The sequence below is a fragment of the Burkholderia sp. NFPP32 genome (genome assembly GCF_900119325.1).
Lineage (GTDB): Bacteria > Pseudomonadota > Gammaproteobacteria > Burkholderiales > Burkholderiaceae > Burkholderia > Burkholderia pyrrocinia_C.
In genome coordinates this window covers 392,916-418,392 of the sequence record NZ_FPJP01000005.1, presented here as the reverse complement: position 1 = coordinate 418,392, position 25,477 = coordinate 392,916, and the positions used below count along the sequence as shown (strand labels likewise).

The 25,477-nt window shown below is 67.6% G+C and carries 17 protein-coding genes and 1 tRNA gene; 11 read left to right on the top strand and 7 right to left on the bottom strand.

Annotated elements, in window-relative coordinates:
* Positions 1 to 15: 15 nt before the first annotated feature.
* The 5 genes from hrpA to BT264_RS13605 all read left to right on the top strand — a co-directional run bounded on the left by hrpA (position 16) and on the right by BT264_RS13605 (position 8,130).
* A complete protein-coding gene (gene hrpA / locus BT264_RS13625) occupies positions 16 to 4,218 on the top strand; it encodes an ATP-dependent RNA helicase HrpA (RefSeq protein ID WP_072436979.1) in 4,203 nt (1,400 codons plus the stop codon).
* A 180-nt stretch (positions 4,219 to 4,398) separates the two neighbouring features.
* Positions 4,399 to 5,388 carry a YVTN family beta-propeller repeat protein gene (locus tag BT264_RS13620; RefSeq protein WP_072436980.1) on the top strand — a complete coding sequence of 330 codons (990 nt, stop codon included), beginning with the start codon at positions 4,399 to 4,401 and terminating at the stop codon, positions 5,386 to 5,388.
* Between the two features lie 16 nt (positions 5,389 to 5,404).
* Positions 5,405 to 6,379 carry a sterol desaturase family protein gene (locus tag BT264_RS13615; RefSeq protein ID WP_072436981.1) on the top strand — a complete coding sequence of 325 codons (975 nt, stop codon included), beginning with the start codon at positions 5,405 to 5,407 and terminating at the stop codon, positions 6,377 to 6,379.
* A 111-nt stretch (positions 6,380 to 6,490) separates the two neighbouring features.
* Complete coding sequence (locus BT264_RS13610; RefSeq protein ID WP_072436982.1) at positions 6,491 to 7,318, top strand: EI24 domain-containing protein; 828 nt, start codon at positions 6,491 to 6,493, stop codon at positions 7,316 to 7,318.
* Positions 7,315 to 8,130 carry a competence/damage-inducible protein A gene (locus BT264_RS13605; RefSeq protein ID WP_072436983.1) on the top strand — a complete coding sequence of 272 codons (816 nt, stop codon included), beginning with the start codon at positions 7,315 to 7,317 and terminating at the stop codon, positions 8,128 to 8,130. The genes BT264_RS13610 and BT264_RS13605 overlap by 4 nt, the downstream gene beginning before the upstream one ends.
* Before the next feature lie 110 nt (positions 8,131 to 8,240).
* Here BT264_RS13605 and BT264_RS13600 read toward each other — a convergent pair whose 3' ends face one another.
* Positions 8,241 to 8,705 (bottom strand): rhodanese-like domain-containing protein, encoded by a 465-nt coding sequence (locus BT264_RS13600; protein ID WP_034183537.1) that lies wholly within the window; start codon positions 8,703 to 8,705, stop codon positions 8,241 to 8,243.
* A gap of 405 nt (positions 8,706 to 9,110) precedes the next feature.
* Here BT264_RS13600 and glnA point away from each other — a divergent pair, with 405 nt between their 5' ends.
* The 4 genes from glnA (at position 9,111) to BT264_RS13580 (ending at position 15,600) form a co-directional block, all read left to right on the top strand.
* Positions 9,111 to 10,526: a type I glutamate--ammonia ligase gene (glnA, locus tag BT264_RS13595; RefSeq protein ID WP_034183538.1), complete on the top strand. Its 1,416-nt coding sequence runs from the start codon at positions 9,111 to 9,113 to the stop codon at positions 10,524 to 10,526.
* 160 nt (positions 10,527 to 10,686) lie between these two features.
* The gene (gene glnL / locus BT264_RS13590) at positions 10,687 to 11,829 is read left to right on the top strand and encodes a nitrogen regulation protein NR(II) (RefSeq protein ID WP_034183539.1); all 1,143 of its coding nucleotides are present in this window, start codon (positions 10,687 to 10,689) and stop codon (positions 11,827 to 11,829) included.
* A gap of 46 nt (positions 11,830 to 11,875) precedes the next feature.
* Entirely contained in the window at positions 11,876 to 13,393 is a 1,518-nt protein-coding gene (ntrC, locus tag BT264_RS13585) for a nitrogen regulation protein NR(I) (protein ID WP_072436984.1), read from the top strand.
* A gap of 89 nt (positions 13,394 to 13,482) precedes the next feature.
* On the top strand, positions 13,483 to 15,600 hold the full coding sequence (locus BT264_RS13580) for a prolyl oligopeptidase family serine peptidase (RefSeq protein ID WP_072436985.1): 2,118 nt from the start codon (positions 13,483 to 13,485) through the stop codon (positions 15,598 to 15,600).
* A 22-nt stretch (positions 15,601 to 15,622) separates the two neighbouring features.
* Here the strand turns inward: BT264_RS13580 and xth are convergent, their stop codons facing one another.
* Positions 15,623 to 16,399 carry an exodeoxyribonuclease III gene (xth, locus tag BT264_RS13575; protein ID WP_072436986.1) on the bottom strand — a complete coding sequence of 259 codons (777 nt, stop codon included), beginning with the start codon at positions 16,397 to 16,399 and terminating at the stop codon, positions 15,623 to 15,625.
* Positions 16,400 to 16,582: 183 nt separating this feature from the next.
* Between xth and BT264_RS13570 the strand changes: the two genes are divergently transcribed.
* Positions 16,583 to 16,659, top strand: a tRNA-Met gene (locus tag BT264_RS13570).
* Between the two features lie 107 nt (positions 16,660 to 16,766).
* Here the strand turns inward: BT264_RS13570 and BT264_RS13565 are convergent.
* On the bottom strand, positions 16,767 to 17,459 hold the full coding sequence (locus BT264_RS13565; RefSeq protein ID WP_072436987.1) for an aspartate/glutamate racemase family protein: 693 nt from the start codon (positions 17,457 to 17,459) through the stop codon (positions 16,767 to 16,769).
* Positions 17,460 to 17,596: 137 nt separating this feature from the next.
* On the opposite strand from BT264_RS13565, the gene dinB reads away from it, so the two are divergent.
* The gene (dinB, locus tag BT264_RS13560) at positions 17,597 to 18,760 is read left to right on the top strand and encodes a DNA polymerase IV (protein ID WP_072436988.1); all 1,164 of its coding nucleotides are present in this window, start codon (positions 17,597 to 17,599) and stop codon (positions 18,758 to 18,760) included.
* A gap of 63 nt (positions 18,761 to 18,823) precedes the next feature.
* Here dinB and BT264_RS13555 read toward each other — a convergent pair whose 3' ends face one another.
* The 4 genes from BT264_RS13555 to fixL form a co-directional block, all read right to left on the bottom strand.
* Positions 18,824 to 20,911 carry a M3 family metallopeptidase gene (locus BT264_RS13555; RefSeq protein ID WP_072436989.1) on the bottom strand — a complete coding sequence of 696 codons (2,088 nt, stop codon included), beginning with the start codon at positions 20,909 to 20,911 and terminating at the stop codon, positions 18,824 to 18,826.
* Between the two features lie 248 nt (positions 20,912 to 21,159).
* Entirely contained in the window at positions 21,160 to 22,020 is an 861-nt protein-coding gene (gene folD / locus BT264_RS13550; protein ID WP_072436990.1) for a bifunctional methylenetetrahydrofolate dehydrogenase/methenyltetrahydrofolate cyclohydrolase FolD, read from the bottom strand.
* Between the two features lie 230 nt (positions 22,021 to 22,250).
* Positions 22,251 to 22,889 (bottom strand): oxygen response regulator transcription factor FixJ, encoded by a 639-nt coding sequence (gene fixJ, locus BT264_RS13545; protein WP_006493245.1) that lies wholly within the window; start codon positions 22,887 to 22,889, stop codon positions 22,251 to 22,253.
* On the bottom strand, positions 22,886 to 25,402 hold the full coding sequence (gene fixL / locus BT264_RS13540; RefSeq protein ID WP_072436991.1) for an oxygen sensor histidine kinase FixL: 2,517 nt from the start codon (positions 25,400 to 25,402) through the stop codon (positions 22,886 to 22,888). The genes fixJ and fixL overlap by 4 nt, the downstream gene beginning before the upstream one ends.
* Positions 25,403 to 25,477 lie beyond the last annotated feature (75 nt).

The window sequence follows — 25,477 nt, the reverse complement described above, 5'->3', positions numbered from 1 at the left end:
TTATAATGCGCCCCCATGTCGAATGTACCTAAAAGTCCCGCGCCGACGCGGGCCAAAGCGCCGTCGGCCCGGCACCCGGATGGTGCGGCCGATGCGCGCGAGCAGCAGGGCCGGCCGCCGCGCCAGCAGCAGGAAAAGCAGGCAGGCCAACCGTCGCGCGGGCCGCGCGGCGACGAACGCCGCGGCGATGCGCGCCAGCCGGCCGCGGCGGCGGATGCGCCCCGCGCAGCGGATGCACGTCCCCCGCGCCGCGAGCGTCCGCCGCGCGCTGCCGTCGCGCCCAATTCCGTCCCGCCGATCACCTACCCCGAAAGCCTGCCCGTGTCGGGCAAGCGCGACGAAATCGCACGCGCGATCGCCGGTCATCAGGTCGTCATCGTCTGCGGCGAAACCGGCTCGGGCAAGACCACGCAGTTGCCGAAGATCTGTCTCGATCTCGGCCGCGGCCTCGGCGCCGGCGGCACGGGCCTGATCGGCCATACGCAGCCGCGTCGCCTCGCTGCATCGTCGACCGGCCGCCGGATCGCCGAGGAACTCGGCACGCCGTTCGGCGAGGTGGTCGGCTACAAGGTGCGCTTTACCGACAACCTCGCGCCGGGCGCATCCGTGAAGCTGATGACGGACGGCATCCTGCTCGCGGAGACGCAGACCGACCCGCTGCTGAAGGCGTACGACACGCTGATCATCGACGAGGCGCACGAGCGCAGCCTGAACATCGACTTCCTGCTCGGCTACCTGAAGGAAATCCTGCCGAGGCGGCCGGACCTGAAGCTGATCGTCACGTCCGCGACGATCGACGCCGATCGCTTCGCGCGCCATTTCGGCACCGACGAGCGCCCGGCGCCCGTGATCGAGGTGAGCGGGCGGCTGTATCCGGTCGAGATGCGCTACCGCCCGGTGGCCGAGGATCGCCCGGCCGTGAAGAATGCCGAAGGCACGGCCGGCCGCGACCGCGTGAAGACCGCGCGCGAGGCCGAGCGCGACCTGATGGACGCGATCGTCGACGCGGTCGACGAGCTGTGTCGCGAGGGCCCCGGCGACGTGCTGGTGTTCCTGCCCGGCGAGCGCGAGATCCGCGAGGCGGCCGAGGCGCTGCGCAAGCACCATCCGCCGCACACCGAGATCCTGCCGCTGTTCGCGCGGCTCTCGGCGGCCGACCAGGACAAGGTGTTCAAGGCGTCGAACGCGCGCCGCATCGTGCTCGCGACCAACGTCGCCGAAACGTCGCTGACGGTGCCGGGCATCCGCTACGTCGTCGACACCGGTCTTGCACGCGTAAAGCGCTATTCGTACCGGAACAAGGTCGAGCAGCTGCAGGTCGAGTCGATCTCGCAGGCCGCCGCGAACCAGCGCGCGGGCCGCTGCGGCCGCGTGGCCGACGGCGTCTGCATCCGCTTGTACGAGGAAAGCGACTACCAGGCGCGTGCGCGCTTCACCGATCCGGAAATCCTGCGCTCGTCGCTCGCGTCGGTGATCCTGCGGATGAAATCGCTGCACCTGACGGCGATCGAATCGTTCCCGTTTCTCGAGCCGCCGCCCGGCCGCGCGATCGCGGACGGCTACCAGTTGCTCAACGAGCTCGGCGCGGTCGACGGCGACAACGCGCTGACGCCGCTCGGCCGCGAACTCGCGCGGCTGCCGCTCGACCCGCGCGTCGGCCGGATGATTCTCGCCGCGCGCGACCAGCAATCGCTGCGCGAGGTGCTGATCATCGCGAGCGCGCTGTCCGTGCAGGACCCGCGCGATCGGCCGATCGAAGCGCAGGAGCAGGCCGACCAGGCGCACCGCCGGTTCGCCGACGAGCGTTCCGAATTCCTGCAGTGGCTGAAGATCTGGGCGTGGTTCGAAGAGGCCGTCGCGCACAAGAAGTCGAACCGCCAGCTCGTCGACGCGTGTCGGCAGAACTTCCTGTCGCACCTGCGGCTGCGCGAGTGGCGCGACGTCCATTCGCAGTTGCTGACCGTCGTGCGCGAGCACGGCTGGCGGCTCAACGAAGTCGAGGCGACCTACGAACAGGTCCATCTGGCCCTGTTGACGGGCCTGCTCGGCAACCTGGGCCTGAAAGCCGACGACGATCCGCATTACCTCGGCGCGCGCGGGATCAAGTTCTACCTGTGGCCGGGCTCCGTGCTCGCGAAGAAGGCCGGCCGCTGGGTGATGGCGGCCGAGCTCGTCGAGACGAGCCGGCTGTACGCGCGCTGCCTCGCGAAGATCGAGCCCGAATGGGTCGAGAAGATCGGCGCGCACCTGCTGAAGAAATCGCTGTCGGAGCCGCACTGGGAAAAGCGCCCGGCGCAGGTCAGCGCGTACGAGCGCGCGACGCTGTACGGGCTGCCGATCTACCACCGCCGGCGCGTCGCGTTCGGCAGGCAGAATCCGGCGCGCGCGCGCGAGCTGTTCATCCGCGGCGCGCTGGTCGAAGGCGAGTTCGACACGAAGCTCGCGTTCTTCGCGCACAACCGCAAGCTGCTCGCCGACATCGAGCAGCTCGAGCACAAGTCGCGCCGGCAGGACGTGCTGGTCGACGACGAGCTGATCTACGCGTTCTACGACCAGGCGATTCCGGAAGGGATCCACACGGGCGTCGCGTTCGAGCGCTGGTATCGCGACGAGGTGAAGCGGGGCGGCCAGCCCGAGGACAAGCTGCGGCTGCTGTACCTGTCGCGCGACGACCTGATGCGCCACGAGGCGGCCGGCGTGACGACCGAGCTGTTCCCGAAGCGCGCGACGATGGCCGGCGTCGAGATGGCGCTCACGTACCACTTCGAGCCCGGCACGCCGCGCGACGGCGTGACGCTCGCGGTGCCGCTGTACGCGCTGAACCAGGTCGACGCGCGCCGCTGCGAGTGGCTCGTGCCGGGGATGCTGAAGGAAAAGGTGCAGTTGCTGCTGAAGTCGCTGCCGCAGAAGCTGCGCCGCCACTGCGTGCCGCTGCCCGAGTACGCGGCCGGTTTCGTCGAGCGGATGGGCCGCGAGCGCTTCGGCACGGGCGGGCTCGTCGAGGCGCTGATCGCCGACGTGCGCGGCGAGACGCAGGTCGCGATGAAGACGGCCGACTTCAAGCTCGAGACGCTGCCCGCGCACCTGTTCATGAACTTCAAGGTGATCGACGAGCACGGCCGCCAGCTCGCGATGGGGCGCAATCTCGCGCAGCTTCGCCAGGAGCTCGGTGCGCAGGCGCAGCAGCAGTTCCAGAAGATCGCCGCGGCGTCGACGATCTCGACCGGCGGCGAGGCCGATGCCGGTCCGGCAGCCGGCCAGGCCGCGGCGCCTGCCGCCGCGGCCGGTGCCGCCGGCTGCGGCGCGAAGGCCGGCAAGGGCGCGGCGCCGCAGACGGCGGCTACGGCGGAAGCCGGCGCGACGGCGCTGTACGAGAACCTGACGACGTGGAATTTCGGCAAGCTCCCCGAGCTGCTGGAGATCCGCCGGCGCGGCCAGACGCTGTACGGCTACCCGGCGCTGGTCGATCGCGGCACGCATTGCGACGTCGAGGTGTTCGATTCGCCGGAGGAGGCCGCGCGCATCCACCGGGCCGGCTTGCGGCGGCTGTTCGCGCTGCAGCTGAAGGAGCCGATCAAGTTCCTGGAGAAGAACCTGCCGGGCCTGCGCGAGATGGCGATGCAGTACATGTCGCTCGGCACGCAGGACGAGTTGCGCGACCAGCTGATCGACACGGCGCTCGACCGCGCGTGCCTGCAGGATCCGCTGCCCGATGACGACGCGAGCTTCCACGCGCGGCGCGACGAAGGCCGCAGCCGCCTGAACCTGCTCGCGCAGGAAATCGCGCGGCTCGTCGGGCAGATCCTCGCCGAATATGCGGGGCTCGTGAAGAAACTCGCGCAGGCGAAGCCGTTCGCGCAGGCCCACGCGGATCTGCAGCAGCAGCTCGCCGCGCTGGTCGGCAAGCGCTTCGTGATCGACACGCCTTACGTGCAGCTTGCGCACTTCCCGCGCTACCTGAAGGGCATCGCGCTGCGGATCGACAAGCTGAAGGCCGATCCGGCGCGCGACGCGAAGCAGTCAGCCGACCTGCTGCCGCTCGCCCAGCAGTACCAGCGCGCGGTGTCGCAGCGCGGCGGCGTCGCCGATCCACGGCTCGCGGAATTCCGCTGGCTGCTCGAGGAACTGCGAATTTCGCTGTTCGCACAGGAACTGCGCACGCCGATGCCGGTCTCTGTCAAGCGTCTGCACAAGGTCTGGGAGTCGATGCAGCGCTAGCGCAACATCGGTTTTCCGGGCCCGCATCGGCGGCCGGCCCCGGCCGCCCGTACGGAGCATGCCGCGCCGGCCTGTCCGGCCGCCGCGGTATGCGTCGAAGTGGCGCAACGCCGATTTCCGTCAACCGGCGAGGCCGGTTGAGCGTTTTACAATGACGGTTGTTCCACGACGTGAGTCTTCATGCCCACTTTCCTTTCCCTCGGCCGCACGCTCGCGCTGGCCGCCGCCGTACTGGCGCCCGCCGCACACGCGAATAACGTGATCGTCCTCAATTCGGCCGAAGCGACGCTTTCCCTGATCGATCAGCAGACCCGCGAGGTCGTCGGCACGATGCCGACCGGCAAGGAACCGCACCACCTGATGGCGGCGCCCGACAATTCGTCGCTGATCGTCGCGAATTCGATCTCGAACAGCCTGATGTTCCTCGATCCGAAGACGGGTAAGCTGCAGCGCACCGTCGAAGGGATCGACGATCCTTACCAGCTCGGCTTCTCGCCCGACCGCAAGTGGTTCGCGGCGGCAGGTCTGCGGCTCGACCGCGTCGACATCTACGGCTACGACGGCCAGAACCTGCACCTCGCGAAGCGCGTGCCGCTCGCGGTGATGCCGAGCCACCTCGCGTTCACGAAGGACAGCAAGACGCTGCTCGTGTCGCTGCAGGTGTCCGGCGAGATCGCGGCGATCGACCTGCCGACCCAGACGGTCAAATGGAAGATGAAGGTCGGCAACGTGCCGGCCGGCCTGTGGCTCACGCCGGACGACAAATTCCTGCTCGTCGGGATGACCGGTGCGGATTACGTCGCGGTGGTCGACTGGCGCAACCAGAAGGTCGTCAAGCAGATCTACACCGGCAAGGGCGCGCACAACTTCCGCTCGCTCGCCGACGGCACGCACGTCGCGGTGACGAACCGGGTCGCGAACACGATCAGCATCATCGACGAGAACACGCTCACCAACGTCGGCGACATCACCGGCCTGCTGCCGGGCCCCGACGACATGGAGCTGTCCGCCGACAAGAAGACGCTGTGGGTGACGTTCCGCTTCGCGAAGAAGGTCGGGATCATCGACCTGGCGTCGCGCAAGCTGGTGCAGACGATCGCCGTCGGCCGCTCGCCGCACGGCATCTACTTCTACGACCGCGCGCCGTGGAAGGCGGCGAACGGCGCGTAACGGGCGGGGGCGAACGATGCTGCACCTGATCGATGCGTTCGTGTCGGACATCCAGACCTGGCTGTACGTCGACGTCGTGCAGCCGCTCCTCTTCAAGTTCAACCTGATGGACTATGACGAGGACACCTACGACGCGCTGTACTGGGTGATCATCGGCGCGCTGCAGATGGTGCTGATGTTCGCGCTGCTGCGCCCGCTCGAGGCGCTGCTGCCGGTCGAACGCTGGAAGAACCGCCGCGCCGTGCGGGTCGACGTGATCTACACGGCGATCTCGAAGCTCGGCATCTACACGCTGTTCTTCTTCTTCGCGCTGCAGCCCGTATTCGACAGCTTCCAGGCATGGCTGCGCCTGCACGGCGTCGCGAACATCAACCTCGACTATCTGTGGCCGGGCGTGACCTCGCAGCCGATCGTCGCATTCGCGATCTATCTCGTCGTGCTCGACTTCGCCGGCTACTGGTATCACCGCTGGCAGCACAAGTTCGGCATCTGGTGGGAGCTGCACGCCGTGCACCACAGCCAGCGGCAGATGTCGCTGTGGTGCGACGACCGCAACCACCTGCTCGACGACGTGATCCAGTCGTGCTTTTTCGCGGCGATCGCGCTCGTGATCGGCGTGACGCCGTCGCAGTTCGTCGTGCTGACCGCGTTCACGAACTTCATGCAGAGCATCCAGCATACGAATGCGCGGCTGTCGTTCGGCCGGCTCGGCGAGCGCCTGCTCGTGAGCCCGATCTTCCATCGGCGCCACCACGCGGTCGGCTACGGCCACGAAGGCACCAAGTACGGCTGCAACTTCGGCGTGCTGTTCCCGTGGTGGGACATGATGTTCGGCACCGCCTCGTGGAACCGCACGGTCGAGCCGACCGGCATCCGCGAGCAGGTCGACGGCGTGTCCTACGGCGAAGGCTTCTGGGCGCAGCACGGCCTCGCGTTCGTGCGGATCTTCCGGCGCCTGTTCCCCGCGAAGCGCGGCGCGGCGTCGGCCTGATCCGGCCACACTCCCGTTGAGCGGCTCTCCCACGCGGCCCGCATGCGCTTTGGCGCATGCGGGCCGCGTGGTTTATCCTTTCCCCGTTTTTCTCCGTCGATACAGGCTCGCATGAACGATTTGCTGCGTTCCTTCGTCCGGGCATTGGCGAGCGCATTGCACCCGCGCATGCTCTGGCTCACCCTGATGCCGTTTCTCGTCTCCGCCGTCCTTTGGGGCGTCTTGTTGTGGTTCTCGTGGCAGACGCTGCTGGACCTCGCGCGCGGCGCGCTCGACGGCTTCGTGCTGACGGCCGCGCTGTATCGCGCGTTCGACATGATCGGCATGTCGCAGCTGCATGCGGTCGTCGCGCCGTTCGTGGTCGTGTCGCTCGCGATTCCGCTGATCGTGCTGACCGTGCTGCTGCTGATCGCGACGATTTCGATGCCGGTCGTGATCAAGCACCTGTCGAACCGGCAATTCGCGGCGCTCGAGCCGAAGCGGGGCGGCACCTTCTTCGGCAGCGTGTTCAATTCGCTGTGGGCGGCGCTGGCCGGCGTCGTCGTGCTCGTCGTCACGATTCCGCTGTGGCTGATCCCGCCGTTCTTCGCGCTGCTGCCGCCGGTGATCTGGGGTTGGCTCACCTACCGCGTGATGACCTACGATGCGCTCGCGCTGCACGCGAGCCGCGACGAGCGCCGCGCGCTCGTGCGGCAGCATCGCTGGCCGCTGATCGGCATCGGCGTCGCGACCGGGCTGCTCGGCACCGTGCCGACCTTCGTGTGGGTATCGTCGGTCTGGATGATGGTGCTGTTCCCGTTCGTCGCGGCGGCCATGATCTGGGTTTACGCTTTCATCCTCGTCTTCTCGGCGCTGTGGTTCGGGCACTATTGCCTGCGCGCGCTGGAGGACCTGCGCGCGAGCGCGCGCGCCACCGCAATCGACATGGGGCAGGCATGAGCATCGGCATCATCATCATCGGCGACGAAATCCTTTCGGGCCGACGGCAGGACAAGCATCTGGCGAAGGTCATCGAGCTGCTCGGCGCGCGCGGCCTCGCGCTCGACTGGGCCGAATATGTCGGCGACGATCCGGCGCGCATCACGGCGACGCTCGCACGCGCGATCGCGTCGGGCGACATCGTGTTCTCGACGGGCGGCATCGGCGCGACGCCGGACGACCACACGCGCCAGTGCGCGGCCGCCGCGCTCGGCGTGCCGCTCGAACTGCATCCGGAAGCGAAGGTGCTGATCTCGGAGCGGATCCGGGAAACGCATGGCGATCCGGCCAAACCGGTCGACTTCGACTCGCCGGAGAACCAGCACCGCTTCAACATGGGCGTGTTTCCGGTGGGCGCGACGATCATCCCGAACGGCTATAACCGGATTCCCGGCTTCTCGGTCGGCGATCTGCATTTCGTGCCGGGCTTCCCGGTGATGGCCTGGCCGATGATCGAATGGGTGCTCGATACGAAATACGCGCACCTGCATCACGCGACGCCGCACGCGGAGCGCTCGCTGTACGTGTTCGAGCTGCCGGAATCGACGCTCACGCCGCTGATGGAGCGCATCGAGCGCGACTTCCCGGGCGTGCGCGTGTTCAGCCTGCCGAGCGTCGGCGATGCGGAGCGCGGCGGCATCTACGCGCGCCGTCACATCGACCTCGGCGTGAAAGGGGAGCCGGAAGCGGTCGCGGCCGCGTTCGTGAAGCTGCGCGAAGGCGTGCACCTGCTCGGCGGCGACGTCGTCGAGCCCGACACGTCGCGCGCCTGATCGGGAGCGCGCGTACAAAAGGCGACGGGCCGCGCAACGCGGCCCGTCATCGGCATGTCATCGCCCGGCTCGACGATGAGGCTGTCGCAACCGGTCGGGCACGCGCGCCGTCAGGCGCCGATCCACGGCAGTTTGCGGAAGCACCAGCCGTCGACCGTCTTGCGGTGGCCTTCGGCGTCCTTGGCACCCTCGAAGCCTTCGAGCAGGTCGAACGCCTTCGTGAAGCCGGCCTGCGACGACGCGACCGCGGCGAGCTTCGAGCGCGCGGCGCTGCGGCACAGGAACAGCACGGGCGTATCGGGCGCGATGGCCGCCTTCAGTTCGTTGACGAACTCGGCGTTCGGCACGCCGCCCGGGTAGCGCGTCCATTCGAGGTGCAGATACTGGCCGTCGCCGACGAGCGGACGGCCGATCCAGTCGAGCTCGGCACGGGTGCGCACGTCGACGAGGCGCGCCGACGGGTCGAGCTGCAGCAGTTCGAATGCCTCGACCGGCAGCAGCGCGCCGGCGTAGTTGAGCGCGCCTTGTGCGCGGCGTTCGTCGGCCTTCGCGTAAAGCTGGTCGAGCGTACTCATGGTGGGAGTCTCCTGATCGGTCAAACGAACATTCTAGCGCGGCGACGCAGCCCGGACGGCCGTATGCGGTAAGGTGGACGCACCGCACACGCGTTCACCAAAAAAGTGCAGAATGGCGCGCATGCACCAGAATGATTCGGCGGGAGCGGCGCATCGCGGCGATTGCACCATCCGGGTGCTTCCGGTTGATGGCCGGTGCGGCGCCAGGCCCCGGAATCGCGCAGCGCAGCCCCGTCGCGGCGAGCGCCGGCGCGATTGGTGCCAGTCTTGCGCATGGATGGCACGGAAGCTGCTTTATAGAATTCGGTCGAATCGGGGCGCGCTGCGCCAAAGCAAGACCCCGATCAGCTCGATAAACGAGGCGGTTCCCAGTCCGCCGGAATTGTTCAATCAGGAGAAGAGGTTATGAGTAAAACCGTCGCCGACGTCATGCAGCTCGTGAAGGACGAGGACGTCAAGTTTGTCGATTTCCGCTTCACGGATACGCGCGGCAAGGAACAGCACGTGTCGGTGCCGGTTTCGGCGTTTGACGAAGACAAGTTCGAAAGCGGTCATGCATTCGACGGTTCGTCGATCGCGGGCTGGAAGGGCATCGAGGCGTCGGACATGCTGCTCATGCCGGACCCGAGCGCCGCATTCGTCGACCCGTTCTATGAAGAGTCGACCCTCGTGCTGACCTGCGACGTGGTCGAGCCGGCCGACGGCAAGGGCTACGAGCGCGATCCGCGTTCGCTCGCGAAGCGCGGCGAAGCGTACCTGAAGAGCACGGGCATCGGCGACACGGCCTACTTCGGTCCGGAACCGGAATTCTTCATTTTCGACTCGGTCCAGTGGAACACGGACATGTCGGGCTGCTTCGTGAAGATCAACTCGGAAGAAGCGCCGTGGTCGTCGGGCAAGGAATTCGAAGGCGGCAACACGGGCCACCGTCCGGGCACGAAGGGCGGCTACTTCCCGGTCGCCCCGGTCGACACGTTCCAGGACATGCGTTCGGAAATGTGCCTGCTGCTCGAACAGCTCGGCATCCCGGTCGAAGTGCACCACCACGAAGTGGCGGGCCAGGGCCAGAACGAAATCGGCACGAAGTTCTCGACGCTCGTGCAGCGTGCTGACTGGACGCAATGGTCGAAGTACATCATCCATAACGTCGCGCACTCGTACGGCAAGACGGCGACGTTCATGCCGAAGCCGGTCGTCGGCGACAACGGTTCGGGCATGCACGTTCACCAGTCGATCTGGAAGGACGGCCAGAACCTGTTCGCGGGCAACGGCTACGCCGGCCTGTCGGAACTGGCGCTGTTCTACATCGGCGGCATCATCAAGCACGCCCGTGCGCTGAACGCGATCACGAACCCGACGACGAACTCGTACAAGCGTCTGGTCCCGCACTTCGAGGCACCGGTCAAGCTGGCCTACTCGGCACGCAACCGTTCGGCATCGATCCGCATTCCGCACGTGTCGAACCCGAAGGGCCGCCGCATCGAAACGCGCTTCCCGGATCCGATGGCGAACCCGTACCTGTGCTTCACGGCGCTGATGATGGCCGGCCTCGACGGGATCCAGAACAAGATCCATCCGGGCGAAGCAGCGGACAAGAACCTGTACGACCTGCCGCCGGAAGAGGATGCAAAGATCCCGACCGTCTGCGCGGGCCTCGACCAGGCACTCGAAGCGCTCGACAAGGACCGCGAGTTCCTGACGCGCGGCGGCGTGTTCACGGACGGCATGATCGATGCGTACCTCGCGCTGAAGGAGCAGGAGCTGGCGAAGTTCCGCATGACGACGCACCCGATCGAGTTCGAGATGTACTACTCGCTGTAATCGGCGATGGCGCTTCGATTCGGCGCCGTTTTGCCGGTTCGTTCCCGTCGCGCAGCCTGCGGCGGGAACGGCGGAGTCTGAAAGGGGCGGCGTCCAGCCGTCCCTTTTTTGTTCCGACGACTTTCATTTTCTGGCCCGTTGAGGCGCGACAAGCACGCAGATGGTTCTGAAGAATCTGATCAAGGCGAAGACGGGGCAGCCCGAGCGGCTGACGGACGACGAGCGGCTTGCGCGTTCGGGCCTGCTTGCGGGGCTGGAAGCGCTGCCGACGGTCGTGATCGTGCTCGACCGCAAGACGCTGCGGATTGCGTTCGCGAACCCGTCGGCGGAGGCGATGCTCGACATCTCGCGCAGGCAGCTCGCGCAGCGGCCGTGGGGCGAGATTTTTCCGAACGCGAACGAGCTCGCGTCGACGATCACCGCGATCGGCGAGGAGCGCTTTCACGCGACGCACCTCGACACTGTGCTCGACCGGCCCGGCCGCGAACCGCTGCACGTGCACGCGATCGTCGGCTTCCTCGAGACCGCGCCCGATTTCGTGCTCGTCGAGCTGTTCGAGAACGAGCGGCAGTCGCGCACCGATCGCGAGGAGCGCATTCACGACCTGACCGCGGTCAACAAGCAGTTGATCCGCAACCTCGCGCACGAGATCAAGAACCCGCTCGGCGGAATTCGCGGCGCAGCCCAGCTGCTCGAGTTCGAGCTCGGCGAGCGCGAGCGCGGCGAGCTGCGCGAATACACGCAGGTGATCATCAAGGAGTCCGACCGCCTGCAGACGCTCGTCGACCGGTTGCTGGAGCCGCACCGGCATCCGCACATCGTCGGCGACGTGAACATTCATGAAGTGTGCGAACGCGTGCGCGCGGTGATGCTCGCGGAATTCCCGCGCGGGCTCACGATCGAGCGCGACTACGACGTGAGCGTGCCGGATCTGCGCGGCGACAAGGAGCAACTGATCCAGGCGCTGCTCAACATCGTGCGCAACGCCGCGCAGGCGCTGCGCGAACGGATCGCGCAGGGCGACGCGAAGATCGAGCTGCGCACCCGCATCGCGCGCAAGATCACGATCGCCAAGCGCCTGTACAAGCTGGCACTGGACTTGCACGTGATCGACAACGGGCCCGGCATTCCGGAAGAGATCCGCGACCGGATCTTCTACCCGCTCGTGTCCGGGCGCGACGACGGCAGCGGCCTCGGCCTCACGCTCGCGCAGACGTTCGTGCAGCAGCACGACGGGATGATCGAGGTCGAGAGCCGGCCCGGACGTACCGAATTTCAGATTCTGCTGCCGCTCGACCATTGAGCGGCGACAGCACGATTCACCGGATTCACCCATACCTGACCGACCTATGAAGCCGATCTGGATAGTAGACGACGACCAATCTATCCGCTGGGTGCTTGAAAAGGCACTCGCCCGGGACAGCTTCGCGACGAAGAGCTTCGCGAACGTGCGCGACGCGCTGGCCGCGCTCGACCACGAGACGCCGCAAGTGCTCGTGTCCGACATCCGGATGCCGGGCGGCTCGGGCCTCGAGCTGCTGCAGGCGATGCACGAGCGGCTGCCGGGCCTGCCCGTCATCATCATGACGGCGTTCTCCGATCTCGACAGTGCCGTCGCGGCGTTCCAGGGCGGCGCGTTCGAATATCTCGCGAAGCCGTTCGACGTCGACAAGGCGGTCGAGTTGATTCGCCGCGCGGTCGAGGAAAGCCTGCGCGGCGGCGCGCCGCAGGACGAGCGCGTCGCCGAGGCGCCCGAGATGCTCGGCCAGGCGCCCGCGATGCAGGACATGTTCCGCGCGATCGGCCGCCTGTCGCATTCGGCCGCGACCGTGCTGATCACCGGCGAGTCGGGCACCGGCAAGGAGCTCGTCGCGCGTGCGCTGCACCGTCACAGCCCGCGCGCGAACGGGCCGTTCATCGCGCTGAACACCGCGGCGATTCCGAAGGACCTGCTCGAATCCGAACTGTTCGGCCATGAGCGCGGCGCGTTCACCGGCGCGCAGACGACGCGGCAGGGCCGCTTCGAGCAGGCCGAGAACGGCACGCTGTTCCTCGACGAAATCGGCGACATGCCGTTCGACCTGCAGACGCGCCTGCTGCGCGTGCTGTCGGACGGGCAGTTCTATCGGGTCGGCGGGCACAACCCGCTGCGCGCGAACGTGCGCGTGATCGCCGCGACGCACCAGAATCTCGAATCGCGCGTGCGGCAGGGGCTGTTCCGCGAGGATCTTTACCACCGGCTCAACGTGATCCGGCTGCGCCTGCCGCCGCTGCGCGAACGCAGCGAGGACATTGCACTGCTCACGCGCCACTTCCTGCAGAAGAGCGCGCGCGATCTCGGCGTCGAGCCGAAGCGCGTGTCCGACGATGCGCTCGTGTACCTGACGTCGCTGGCGTTTCCCGGCAACGTGCGGCAGCTCGAGAACCTCGCGAACTGGCTCACCGTGATGGCGCCCGCGCAGACGGTCGAGATCAAGGACCTGCCGCCCGACCTCGTGCCGGCCGGTGCTCCGGTCGTCGCGACGGGCGACGGCGCGGATGCGCGCGGCAGCGGCGGCGATGCCGCGCTCGCGCAACCGATGATCGGTGCGGCGCCGGTAGTGTCCGCGCCTGTCGCGGCCGCGCCGAGCGGCGGCGCGCCGGCCGGCTATCCGGTGTGGGAGCATGGCCTGCGCACCGAAGTCGCGCGGCTGTTGCGCGAGAACTCGGCCGACGTGATGGACGAGCTCGCGCGCCGCTTCGAGGCGGCCGTGATCCGCGAGGCGCTCGACTTCACGCGCGGCCGCAAGGTCGAGGCCGCGGAGCGGCTCGGCATCGGCCGCAACACGATCACGCGCAAGATCCAGGAACTGCACCTGGAGCCCTGAGCACGATTCGCGGCATGCGCGGGCGTCGCGCATGCCGCGATCGGACATAATCGCGGTTTGTACGCAGTTTCCCAATCCGCCGATCCGCAATGTCCGATTCCTTCCGCTGGCCCGCCGGGGCCGACCCGTTCCGTTTCCTCGAAGCGCTCGACAGCAAGCGCGCCCGCACGTGGGTCGACGAGCAGAATGCGCGCACGCGCGCCGCGCTGCGCGACGACGACGCGTTTCGCGCGCTCACGGCGCGTCTCGCGAAAGCGTATCTGCCGCGCGAACGCCCGGTGATTCCGACCCGCTGGCGCGACTGGGCCTACGACCTGTGGCAGGACGATCTCCATCCGAAGGGGCTGTGGCGCCGCACGCGCTGGGACGACTGGCGCGCCGGCCGGCCGGCGTGGGAAACGCTGCTCGACGTCGACGCGCTCGGTGCCGAGGAGGGCGAGTCGTGGGTGTTCGAGCAGGACGCGATCCTGTATCCGGACGGCGATCGCGCGCTGCTGTCGCTGTCGCCCGGCGGCGCCGACGCGGTCGTCGTGCGCGAATTCGATCTCGTCGAGCGCCGTTTCGTCGACGGCGGTTTCACGATCGACGAGCCGGGGCATCACACGATCGGCTGGATCGACCGCGATACCGTCTACGTGAGCTGGGATCGCGGCGAAGCGCATGCGACCGCGGCCGGTTATCCGTATGAAGCGCGGCGCTGGGTGCGCGGCACGCCGCTTTCCGACGCGCCCGTCGTATTCCGCGGCGAACCCGACGATATCAGTGCGGGCGCGGGGTTCGATCCGATCGACAACCGTCACGTCGCATGGCGCAGCGTCGATTTCTTCGACGCGCATGCGTACCGGCTGACGGAAGCGGGCGAGTGGGCGCGCTACGACGTGCCGACGCATGTCGAGGTCGGGTTCTGGGAAGGCTGGCTCGTGCTGGAGCCGCGCCTCGACTGGGATTGCGGCGGCGTGCGCCATGCGGGCGGCTCGCTGCTCGCGATCCGCGAGCAGGCGTTCCTGGCCGGGTCGCGCGAGCTCACGACGCTGTTCGCGCCGCAACCGTCGACGTCCGCCTGCACGTGGACGCACACACGCACGATGTTGATCGCGAGCTGGCTCGACGACGTGCACAACCGCACGATGCTGTGGCAGCCGCGGCAGGCCGACGACGGCACGTGGACATGGGACGCGCGGCCGTTCGACTGGCCGGGCGACGCGCAGATCGACGTCGAGCCCGTCGAGTCGACGCTGAACGACGAGGTCTACGTGGACGTCGACACCTATCTCGATCCGCCCGAATGCTGGCTGGCCGATCTTGCCGATCGTGCGGCCGATGCGCCGTCGCGCCGCGTGCTGCTCGACCGGCCGCCGGTGCAGTTCGATGCGGCCGGGCTCGTCGTGCGTCGTGCAAGCGCGCGCTCGCGCGACGGCACGATGGTGCCGTACACGCTGATCGGGCCGCGCGATGCGCTGGACGCACTCGATGCACCCGGCGGCGCCGCGCGCGTCGCGCGGCCGTGCCTGCTGTCGGGTTATGGCGGCTTCGCGATCCCGAACCTGCCGGGCTATAGCGATGCGTTCGGCATCGGGTGGCTCGAGCGCGGCGGCGTTTTGGCGTTCGCGCACATCCGCGGCGGCGGCGAGTTCGGGCCGCGCTGGCACGTCGACGCGCAGCGCGAACACCGGCAGCGTTCGTTCGACGACTTCATCGCGGTGGCCGAGGATCTGGCTGCCACCGGCGTGACGACCGCCGCGCAGCTCGGGATCGAGGGCGGCAGCAACGGCGGGCTGTTGGTCGCCGCGTGCATGGCGCAGCGGCCGGAGCTGTTCGGCGCGGTGCTGTGCCGCGTGCCTCTGCTCGACATGCGCCGCTATCCGAAGCTGCACGCGGGCGCCGCGTGGCTCGACGAATACGGCGACCCGGACGATCCGCGCGAGGGCGCGGCGCTGGCCGCGTATTCGCCGTATCACCGCGTGCGCGAAGGTGTCGCGTATCCGCCGCTGCTGTTGACGACGTCGACGCGCGACGATCGCGTGCATCCCGCGCATGCGCGCAAGATGGCCGCGCGCATGCATGCGCTCGGTCACGAACGGGTGTGGTACTGGGAGAACACCGACGGCGGCCACGGCAGCGCCGACGATCTGGAACGCGCCGAATCCGACGCGGCCGAATTCGGGTTCCTGTGGGCCCATCTCGGGCCGGCGCCCGCGCAGCGCTGAACGCGCGCGGGCTACTGCGCGATCAGCCGACGACCGCGACGACGGGCGTGTGGTCGGACGGCTGTTCCCACGTGCGCGGCGTGCGGTCGACCTCGCAGGACGTGCAGGTTGCGGCGAGCGCCGGCGACAGCAGGATGTGATCGATGCGCAGCCCTGCGTTGCGGCGGAACGCCATCATCCGGTAGTCCCACCACGTGAAGGTCTTCTCGGGCTGTTCGAAGCGGCGGAACGCATCGACGAAGCCGAGCTCGATCAGCTTCGCGAAGTGCGCGCGTTCCTGCGGCGACACGAGGTTCTGGCCTTCCCATTTCGCGGGATCGTGCACGTCGCGGTCTTCCGGCGCGATGTTGTAGTCGCCGAGCAGCGCGAGCTTCGGGTGGCGCTGCAGTTCGGTGCTCAGCCATGCGTGCAGCGCGTCGAGCCACTGCATCTTGTAGACGAACTTGTCGGAGTCGGGGGCTTGGCCGTTCGGAAAATAGGCGGACACGATGCGCACGCCGTCGATCGTCGCGGCGACCACGCGCTGCTGCGGATCGTCGAAGCCGGGGATGTTGCGCACGATGTCCGATTCGTCGACGGACAGCGTGTCGCGCGCGAGGATCGCGACGCCGTTGTAGGTCCTCTGGCCCGTGAACCAGCTGCGGTAGCCGATCGCTTCGAGATCGGCGCGCGGAAATTTCTCGTCCGGCAGCTTCAGTTCCTGCAGGCACAGCACGTCGGTGCCGCTTTGCGCGAGCCAGTCGAGCACGTGCTGCTTGCGGACGTTGAGCGAGTTGACGTTCCAGGTGGCGATTTTCATGAACGGGAATGGGCCTGCGGGGTGAATGCGAAGGCCGCCATCTTACCGCGAGCACGCGGCGCGAACGCGCGCGATGCGCGACGCGGCGAAGGTGTCGCGCATCGCTGGATCGGGGAGGGGAGAAGAAATTGTGACAAAAGTGTTGACGTAAGTACTCCCTCACCCTATAATTTATTTCTCTGACGCGGGGTGGAGCAGTCTGGCAGCTCGTCGGGCTCATAACCCGAAGGTCGTAGGTTCAAATCCTACCCCCGCAACCAAGCACACCAGACGATGTGCAGCGCAAGTGACCGATGCGCGCTTCGTCGACAGGAACCCGGCCTCGTGCCGGGTTTTTTGTTTTCCGCGCGCGCGTCGTTGCGTGTCGCTATCGTGCAGCCCACTCCACGGCCGCCTTCGCATGCAGCGCGGTCGTGTCGAATACCGGCAGCGGCGAGTCGCCCGCGCCGATCAGCAGCGTGATTTCCGTACAGCCGAGGATCACGGCCTGCGCACCGCGCTTCGCCAGTCCTTCGATGAGCGTCACGTACGTCGCACGCGATTCGGGCGAGATGATGCCGTGACACAGCTCGTCGTAGATGATCCGGTGCACGTCGTCGCGCCCGCGTTCGTCCGGCACGAGCACGTCCATCCCGAACTTCCCGCGCAGCCGTTCCGTATAGAACGGCAACTCCATCGTGTAGCGCGTGCCGAGCAGCGCGACGCGCTCGACGCCCGCGTCGCGCAGCGCGGCGCCTGTCGGATCGGCGATGTGCAGGAACGGCAGCGTCACCGCGGCTTCGATCGCGTCGTGCACGCGGTGCATCGTATTGGTCGTCAGCACGACGAGATCGGCGCCGGCCGCTTCGAGCTGCCGCGCGGCGTCGGCCATCCGTTCGCCGAGCGCGGCCCAGTCGTGCGTGCGCTGCAGCGCTTCGATCTCCGCGAAATCGACCGTCACCAGCACGCTCTTCGCGTTGTGGTGTCCGCCATGCAGCGCCTTCGAGTGCCGATTGATCATCCGGTAGTACTCGGCCGACGATTCCCAGCTCATTCCGCCGATCAGTCCGATCGTCTTCATCCGTCACCTTTGCGTTTCGTGTGTCGCGGCAGACGAGTATAGGCGCCGCTCCCCGCGCACGGCCGGTACGATCCGCGCAAAGCCGGCCGGTACGGCGCAGCCGGGCGCGGTTGCACGCGACAGTTGAAACCGGCACTGTGTTTTTGTACAGTATCGGCACCGTGAACCCGACCACCATTCCGCCTGCCGATCCGCACGCACCGCCGCCGGGCGACGCGTTGCCGCGCATGCGCAAGATCATTCACTGCGATTGCGACTGCTTCTACGCGTCGGTCGAGATGCGTGACGACCCGTCGCTGCGCAACCGGCCGCTCGCGGTCGGCGGCCGGCCCGACCAGCGCGGCGTGATCGCGACCTGCAACTACGAGGCGCGGCGCTACGGCGTGCATTCGGCGATGTCGTCGGCGCTGGCGATGCGCAAGTGCCCGGACCTGCTGATCCTGCCGTCAGCGATGGACAAGTACCGCGCGGCGTCGCGGCAGATCATGGCGATCTATCGCGACTACACGCCGGACGTCGAGCCGCTGTCGCTCGACGAGGCGTACCTCGACGTCAGCGGGTCCGAGCGGTGCCAGGGCAGCGCGACGCTGATCGCGCGGGAGATCCGCCAGCGCGTGCACGACACTGTCGGCGTGACCGTGTCGGCCGGCGTCGCGCCGAACAAGTTCATCGCGAAGATCGCGTCCGACTGGAACAAGCCCGACGGCCTGTTCGTCGTGCGGCCGCACGAGATCGACGCGTTCGTTGCGGCGCTGCCGGTGCGCAAGCTGCACGGCGTCGGCAAGGTGACGGCCACGCGGCTCGATCGGCTCGGCATCCAGACCTGCGCGCAATTGCGCGACTGGCCGCTGATCGACCTGCACCGCGAATTCGGCGCGTTCGGGCGGCGGCTGTACGAACTGTCGCGCGGGATCGACGAGCGGCCCGTGCAGGCCGACCAGGAGCGCAAATCGGTCAGCGTCGAGACGACTTACGTGACCGACCTGACGACGCTCGAGCAATGCGCGGAGGAAATCCGCCGCCTGGTCGTGCAGCTCGACGCGCGAATCGCGCGCGCGGGCGCCGCGAGGTCGATCCGCAAGCTGTACGTGAAGATCCGCTTCGCCGATTTCCGGCGCACGACGGTCGAGTGCGTGGCCGACGCGACGAATGCGGATACGGCCGTCACGCTGCTCGCGAAGGGGCTGCAGCGGCGCGCGCAGGCCGTGCGGCTGCTCGGCGTCGGCGTGCGCATCGACGAGGATACGGCCGAGCGTCACGGGCAGTTCTCGCTGTTCGACGACGAATCGCCCGCACCATGAAAAAAGGCACCGCCGAAGCGGTGCCTTTCGATGCAGCCCGAAGGGCCGGGCGGCGCGGCGCGCTCAGTGCGCGGGCGCGGTCATCCCGTTGTGGCGCAGCAACGCATCGATTTCCGGCTCGCGGCCGCGGAACGCCTTGAACGAATCCATCGCCGGACGGCTGCCGCCGACCTCGAGGATTTCGCGGCGATAGCGCGTGCCGGTCGCCGCGTCGAGCACGCTGCCGCTCGCGGCGGCCGCTTCCTCGAACGCCGCGTACGCGTCGGCCGACAGCACCTCGGCCCACTTGTAGCTGTAGTAGCCGGCCGCATAACCGCCCGCGAAGATATGGCTGAACGTGTTCGGCCAGCGCGAGAACGCCGCCTGCGGGATCACGTGATAGCGCTCGTTGATCTCGCGCGCGAACGCGGTCACGCCGGTCGAGCCAGCCGGGTCGAAGTCGACGTGCAGCAGCATGTCGAACATCGAGAACACGATCTGGCGCAGCGTGCCGAGCCCGCTCTGGAAATTCTTCGCGGCGATCATCTTGTCGAACAGTTCGCGCGGCAGCGTGGCGCCCGTGTCGACGTGCGACGACATCGACGACAGCACGTCCCATTCCCAGCAGAAGTTCTCCATGAACTGCGACGGCAGCTCGACCGCATCCCATTCGACGCCGTTGATGCCCGACACGCCGAGCTCGTCGACGCGCGTGAGCATGTGATGCAGCCCGTGGCCGAACTCATGGAACAGCGTGATGACTTCGTCGTGCGTGAAGCACGCGGGCTTGCCGCCGACCGGCGCCGAGAAGTTGCAGGTCAGGTATGCGACCGGCGTCTGCACGGTGCTGCCGCGCTTCGCACGCGAACGCGCGTCGTCCATCCATGCGCCGCCGCGCTTGCCTTCGCGCGCGTACAGGTCGAGATAGAACTGCGCGACGAGCGAGCCGTCGCGATTCTCGACGCGGAAGAAGCGCACGTCCTTGTGCCACACCGGCGCGTCGTCCGGCTTGATCCGCACGCCGAACAGCGTCTCGGTGACAGTGAACAGGCCCTTCAGCACGGCCGGCTCGGGGAAGTACTGCTTGACCTCGTTTTCCGAGAACGCGTAGCGCTGCTCGCGCAGCTTTTCGGCCGCGTACGCGACGTCCCACGGCGCGAGTTCGGCGAGGCCGAGTTCCTTCGCGGCGAACGCGCGCAGTTCGTCCCAGTCCTTGTCCGCGTGCGGGCGCGCGCGCGTCGCGAGATCCTCGAGGAATGCGATCACCTGCTGCGGCGATTCGGCCATCTTCGGCGCGAGCGACACTTCGGCGAAGTTACGGTAGCCGAGCATCTGCGCCTCTTCGCGGCGCAGCTTCAGCTCGTCGGCGACGATCGCCGTGTTGTCCCATTCGGCGTTGCCGCCGCCGTACTGCGGCCCGAGTTCCGACGCGCGCGTCGCATAGGCGCGGTAGAGCGTCTCGCGCAGCGCGCGGTTGTCCGCGTACTGCAGCACCGGGAAGTACGACGGGAAGTGCAGCGTGAATTTCCAGCCGTCCTTGCCGTCCTTCTGCGCGGCTTCTCGGGCGGCCTCGATCGCGTCGCCGGGCAGGCCGGCCAGTTCGGCGTCGTCGTGCGCGAAGTACGCGTACGCGTTGGTCGCGTCGAGCACGTGGTCGGAGAACGCCTTCGACAGCGCGGCCTGCTGTTCCTGCAGTTCCGCGAAGCGCGGCTTCTGGTCCTCGGGCAGCTCGGCGCCCGACAGACGGAAATCGCGCAGTGCATTGTCGAGGATCTTCTTGCGCTCGGCGGACAGCGTCGCGTATTCGGCACTCGCGGCGATCGCCTTGTATTTCTCGTACAGCGCGAGATTCTGGCCGACGCTCGACCAGAACTCGGTCACGCGCGGCAGGTTCTCGCCGTACGCGGCCCGCAGCTCGGGCGTGTCGGCGACCGCGTTCAGGTGACCGACGACGCCCCATGCGCGGCCGAGCGGCTCCGTCGCCTGCTCGACCGTCTCGACGACGGCGGCCCAGGTCGCCGGCGTCGCGGGCGCGCTCGCGGCCTCGACCGCGCGGCTGGCTGCGTCGAGCAGCGTATCGAGCGCGGGCGTCACGTGTTCCGGACGGATTTCGCCGAAGCGGGGCAGGTCGGAGAAGTCGAGGAGCGGATTGGTATTGGCGCTGGCGGACATAAGACTCCCTGTCTGTTGCCGGATGAACCGGGATGAAAAGGGTAACGGCGCGATGGCGCCCGATACCGACATTATTGGGGCGCATCGTGCGCTTTCCAATCGTTAGTTTCTAACGGCGCGATTGACGCAGGGTCGGATGCGGGGCGGAAAGCCGTCGGGCAACATGCGGCCGGCGTGGTGCAGGCGGCGCGGTGCGGCTGGCGAGACGCCGGCGCACGGAACCGCGCGCCGGCTGAACGGGCAGGGGGTCAGGCGGCCGCGGCGGCAGCGCGCTCGGCGGCTTCGATCGTGTTGATCAACAGCATCGTAATGGTCATCGGGCCGACGCCGCCCGGCACCGGCGTGATGTGGCCGGCGACTTCCTTCACGCCCGCGAAGTCGACGTCGCCGCACAGCTTGCCTGCGTCGTCGCGGTTCATGCCGACGTCGATCACCGTCGCGCCGGGCTTCACCATGTCGGCCGTCAGGATGTTGCGCTTGCCGACCGCGGCGACCACGATGTCGGCCTGCCGCGTGTGCGCGGCGAGGTCGCGCGTCTTGCTGTGGCAGATCGTCACGGTCGCGCCGGCTTCGAGCAGCAGCATCGCCATCGGCTTGCCGACGATGTTCGAGCGGCCGATCACGACCGCGTTCGCGCCCTGCAGCGCGATGTCGTGCGCCTCGAACATCTTCATCACGCCGTACGGCGTGCACGGGCGGAACAGCGGCTTGCCGGTCATCAGCGCGCCGGCGTTCGCAACGTGAAAGCCGTCGACGTCCTTCTCCGGCGCGATTGCCTCGATCACCTTGTGGCTGTCGATGTGCGCGGGCAGCGGCAGCTGGACGAGGATGCCGTGGATCTTCGGGTCGCGGTTCAGCTCGTCGATGCGCGCGAGCAGGTCGGCTTCCGACAGCGTTGCCGGGTACGCGTCCTTCAGCGAGAAGAAACCGTTGTCCTCGCACGCCTTGATCTTGTTGCGCACATAGACTTCGCTCGCCGGGTTCTCGCCGACGAGGATCACCGCGAGGCCGGGCTGGTGGCCGCGTGCGGTCAGGGCGGCGGCGCGTTCGGCGGCCTGCGCGCGCAAGGTCTTCGAAAGGGCGTTGCCGTCGATGAGGAGGGCTGTCATGGTGGTGGGTCCTGCCGGGAAGTTGGAATGCGTGCGTACGGCACCGAAGCGCCGCAGCAAAACACGCAATTATACCGTTCGCCTGCTGCCGTCCGACAGCGAATCAGTCGGAAGCGTCATGGCCGCGGCACTCGCGCGCCGGGAGGAAAGGCCGCCGCCGCGCGAGTGGGCCGCATCGCGCGGGGCGGCTGCGGGCCGGGCGGGCAGTGCCGCCGCGGCCGGGCGAACGCTCAGGCCTGTTTCTTCGACAGCGCGAGGCGCAGCAGGTCGGCCACCGTGTTGACGTTGAGCTTTTCCATGATGTTCGCGCGGTGCGCTTCGACCGTCTTGATGCTGATGCCGAGGTCGTCGGCGATCTGCTTGTTCAGGCGGCCCGCGATGATCCGTTCGAGCACCTGCTGCTCGCGCGCGGTCAGCTTCGACAGGCGTTCGCTCGCGGCACGCTGTTCCTGGACGCTCTTGCTTTCGCTTCGGGCCTTGTCGAGCATCCGCTCGACGAGCTTGCGCAGCTCGGCTTCGTCGAACGGTTTCTCGATAAAGTCCATCGCACCCTTTTTCATCGTCGAGACGGCCATCGGCACGTCGCCGTGACCGGTGACGAAGATGATCGGCAGCGCGGCGTTGTCGGCGATCAGGCGTTCCTGCAGTTCGAGGCCGCTCATGCCCGACATCCGCACGTCGAGGATCAGGCATGCGATCTGGCCGGCCTGCTGCGCAGGCTGGTATGCATCGAGGAATTGTTCGGCGCTCGAGAAGCATTGCACGCGATAGCCGTTCGCCTCCAGCAGCCAGCGCAGCGAGTCCCGTACGGCCTCGTCGTCGTCGACGACAAAGACGGTTTCCTGAGTGGTGGTGACTGGGCTATTCATAGTTCTCCCGTAACGGTATGTGATGCCGATGCCTCGCGCCCCCCTCGGCCGAGATCAGCGGGTTCCCCAATGGGCAGGCTGCAGTGGAACGTCGCGCCGGAAATGCGGCCATCCGGCTCGACGTTGTTGACCACCCACAGACGCCCCCGATGCGATTCGATGATCGAACGGCAGATGTTCAGCCCCATGCCCATGCCATCGGACTTGGTGCTGTAAAACGGTTCGAACAGGCGTTCGGCGGTCGCTTCGTCGACGCCCGGACCCTGGTCGATCACGCGGATGTCGACGAAACCCGCATCGATGTCGGCGACGACGCGGATCACGCCGTCCGCCGACGCCGGCTTCACGTCGGCCATCGCCTCGGCCGCGTTCTTCATCAGGTTCATCAGCACCTGTTCGATCAGCACGGGGTCGACATAAATAATAGGCATTCTTGCGAGGATTTCCGTGACGATCCGGATCCTGCGCTTCCTGGCCTCGATTTCGGCGAGCCCGACCGCGTCGGCGACGATGTCCGCGACGCGCGCCGGCTGGCGCTTCGGCTCGCTGCGCTTCACGAATTCGCGGATCCGCTTGACGATCATCCCCGCCCGCAGCGCCTGCTGCGCGGTCTTTTCCAGCGCGGGCTGCAGCGTCTCGGGCGTGCCGCGGCCGCTCTTGACGAGCGCGAGCGTGCCCGAGCAGTAGTTGTTGATCGCGGCGAGCGGCTGGTTCAATTCGTGAGCAATCGACGACGCCATTTCACCCATCGTCATCAATCGGCTCGTGAACTGCAGCTTCTCCTCCTGCTGGTGCGCGAGTTCCTGCGCCTTCTTGCGGGTCGTGATGTCGGTCGCGATCTGCATCTGCGCGAGGTGGCCGTCCACCCACTGGATGTACTGGCGGCGCACCTCGAACCATTTCTGGATGCTCTCGACGTACACCTCCTGCGCATCCGCGGTGCTGCTCGTCAGCGCGGCGGCCGGCAGGCCCGCGAACGCGTCGACCATGTCGATCGAGTCGGACGATGCCTGCGCACGGTCGAAGCCGCCGCCCGACAGCTCGAGATGGCCGTCCGGGCGGATGCCGAACAGGTGGCGGTAGTAGCGGTTCGCGAACAGCAGCTCGGCCTCGTCGGCGGCCAGCACCGACACCGCGGCGTCGAGGCTTTCGAGCACCGTCGTGAAGCGCTCGTGCGCGGCTGCGAGTTCCTCGCGCGCGCGCTTCGGTTCGGTGATGTCGGTCATCGACGACATCCAGCCCGTCTGGCGGCCCGAACTGTCGATCAGCGGCGATACGTACAGGCGCGCATGGAACAGCGTGCCGTTCTTGCGCCGCACGCGCAGCTCGAAGCCCGAGCTCGGCGCCTTGCCGCGCAGCGTCATGTCGAGCTGGCGCTGCATTTCCGGGTAAGCGTCGCGCGGCCAGTACGGGAACGGCGCGACCTTGCCGACGAGGTCGGTTTCGTCCCAGCCCGTCATCCGGCAGAACGCGGGGTTCACGTGCGTGATGCGGCCGTGCATGTCGAGCACGCGCATGCCGATCAGCACCGAGTTCTCCATTGCGCGGCGGAAGAACGCCTCCGCGTACAGCGCCTGCTGCGCCTCGAAGCGCTGGCGCGTGTGCTTCCACAGGCTCCAGAGGCTCCACAGCACGAAGCACGACAGCCCCGCGACGAGCCACACGAGCGTGTTGTTGGTCAGGTTCGTGAGCTGCGGGAACGCGTACACGCGCACGGTCAGCCCCTGGCCGGGCGGATCGAGCGGCAGGTCGTAGTGCGAGTCGCGCGGCAGGCGCGGGCGCGTCGACGTGGACGACAGCTCGCGGTTGTTCGCGTCGGTGATCGAGATCTTGTACTTCGACGACAGCTCCTGCGGGATGTCGTGCTTCAGGATGCCTTCGACCGAGAACACCGCGGCGATCGAGCCGAGAAATTCGCGGTCGCCGCGCATCACGGGCGTCTGCAGCGTGATGAAGCCGTTGCCGAAGTCGTCGTAGATCAGCGGCGAATAGGCCTGGCGGCGCGTGCTGCGCGCTTCGTCATAGGCGCCGCGCACGGCGTCCTGCATCTGCGCATCGCCGGGCTTCGCGAGCCGCTGGCCGAGCAGCGGCGGATGCACGGTCGGCCAGCGCTGCACGCCGGGTGCCGTGTACCAGTTCAGGTAGAGGATTTCCGGATGCGTCTGCATCACGTCCGCGACGGCCATCTGGAACGCGTTCTGGTCGAGGCGGCCCGACGCGAGATCGCGCGACAGCGCCTGGAGCTGTTCCTGCGCGCCCGTCATAGACAGGCGGATCTGCTGCTGCGCCCACGCGACGTTACGGAAGAGGGTGTCTTCCTGCTGCTGCTGTTCGCGGCGATTGAGGCTCCACAGGATGAGGCTCATCACCACGAGGAACACGAGGATCGACAGCAGCGGCGTCAGCAAATAGGAATTGGACCACCACGGTCCGTGGTGCCAACGGGACGGCTGCGACTCCGCCGGCGGGCCCGACGGTCGCGCCGAGCGTGCGAAAAGCCGATCGGTCAACATGGCAGGATTGTAGCGCAGCGCAATACATGGAAAACCCATACCGGATATGTTGAACGGAAACGGATTTATGCCGCC

Excerpts from the sequence above, each read along its gene's own strand:
- BT264_RS13580 (WP_072436985.1), top strand. The coding sequence starts at position 13,483 with ATGTCCGATTCCTTCCGCTGGCCCGCCGGGGCCGACCCGTTCCGTTTC.
- glnL (WP_034183539.1), top strand. The coding sequence starts at position 10,687 with ATGGTTCTGAAGAATCTGATCAAGGCGAAGACGGGGCAGCCCGAGCGG.
- ntrC (WP_072436984.1), top strand. The coding sequence starts at position 11,876 with ATGAAGCCGATCTGGATAGTAGACGACGACCAATCTATCCGCTGGGTG.
- BT264_RS13605 (WP_072436983.1), top strand. The coding sequence starts at position 7,315 with ATGAGCATCGGCATCATCATCATCGGCGACGAAATCCTTTCGGGCCGA.
- BT264_RS13600 (WP_034183537.1), bottom strand. The coding sequence starts at position 8,705 with ATGAGTACGCTCGACCAGCTTTACGCGAAGGCCGACGAACGCCGCGCA.
- BT264_RS13565 (WP_072436987.1), bottom strand. The coding sequence starts at position 17,459 with ATGAAGACGATCGGACTGATCGGCGGAATGAGCTGGGAATCGTCGGCC.
- fixJ (WP_006493245.1), bottom strand. The coding sequence starts at position 22,889 with ATGAATAGCCCAGTCACCACCACTCAGGAAACCGTCTTTGTCGTCGAC.
- BT264_RS13610 (WP_072436982.1), top strand. The coding sequence starts at position 6,491 with ATGAACGATTTGCTGCGTTCCTTCGTCCGGGCATTGGCGAGCGCATTG.
- BT264_RS13620 (WP_072436980.1), top strand. The coding sequence starts at position 4,399 with ATGCCCACTTTCCTTTCCCTCGGCCGCACGCTCGCGCTGGCCGCCGCC.
- BT264_RS13615 (WP_072436981.1), top strand. The coding sequence starts at position 5,405 with ATGCTGCACCTGATCGATGCGTTCGTGTCGGACATCCAGACCTGGCTG.
- BT264_RS13555 (WP_072436989.1), bottom strand. The coding sequence starts at position 20,911 with ATGTCCGCCAGCGCCAATACCAATCCGCTCCTCGACTTCTCCGACCTG.
- xth (WP_072436986.1), bottom strand. The coding sequence starts at position 16,399 with ATGAAAATCGCCACCTGGAACGTCAACTCGCTCAACGTCCGCAAGCAG.
- folD (WP_072436990.1), bottom strand. The coding sequence starts at position 22,020 with ATGACAGCCCTCCTCATCGACGGCAACGCCCTTTCGAAGACCTTGCGC.
- hrpA (WP_072436979.1), top strand. The coding sequence starts at position 16 with ATGTCGAATGTACCTAAAAGTCCCGCGCCGACGCGGGCCAAAGCGCCG.
- glnA (WP_034183538.1), top strand. The coding sequence starts at position 9,111 with ATGAGTAAAACCGTCGCCGACGTCATGCAGCTCGTGAAGGACGAGGAC.
- fixL (WP_072436991.1), bottom strand. The coding sequence starts at position 25,402 with ATGTTGACCGATCGGCTTTTCGCACGCTCGGCGCGACCGTCGGGCCCG.